The organism is Pelomonas parva (assembly GCF_043555835.1).
Classification (GTDB): Bacteria; Pseudomonadota; Gammaproteobacteria; order Burkholderiales; family Burkholderiaceae_C; genus Pelomonas; species Pelomonas parva.
The window spans coordinates 1-502 of sequence record NZ_JBIGHV010000034.1 but is presented as its reverse complement, the minus strand read 5'-3'; the positions used below and the strand labels follow the sequence as shown (position 1 = coordinate 502).

Here is a 502-nt window from a genome sequence, read left to right as displayed (position 1 = left end):
AGCGGCACCGCAGCGCCCGATGCATTGGCGTCGGCGCTCATGCGGCCTCCAGCAGTTCGTCGTACACCGCCGCCGAGGGCAGCACCACGACCACCTGGGGCATCTGTGCTGGCCGGGGCGCGAACCGGTCCTTGAGCACGTCGATGTCGGGGAGCTCGGCGCTGTCCAGCAAGTGGCCAAGTTCGATGGCCAGCTCCGCCACCACGTTGGCGCGGTCGGCCAGGTCCAGCAGGTCCACCATCAACCGGCAAGCCGCCCGCTCGGGCAGTGCCTGGCTGATCTGCTCCCAGGCTTGCGCATACTCGCTGCGCGGGAACATCGCATCCCGCAGCACCCAGCGCGCGAACGCGCCGGGCTTGCGCTTCAGGCTGGGCAGCATGTGGCGCCAGTCGATGCGCTTGGGGTGACGGTCGGCCGTGCTGGCATGCAGCCGCTCGCACTCGAAGACCTTCACACCGCCCAGCCAGGCGTCCAGATGGGTGCTGTGCAGCCTCACCTTCAG

The 502-nt window shown here is 69.3% G+C and carries 1 pseudogene; it reads right to left on the bottom strand.

The window, feature by feature from the left end:
* Positions 1-37: 37 nt before the first annotated feature.
* A pseudogene (locus tag ACG00Y_RS28800) lies at positions 38-502 on the bottom strand (IS21 family transposase); the annotation flags it as partial.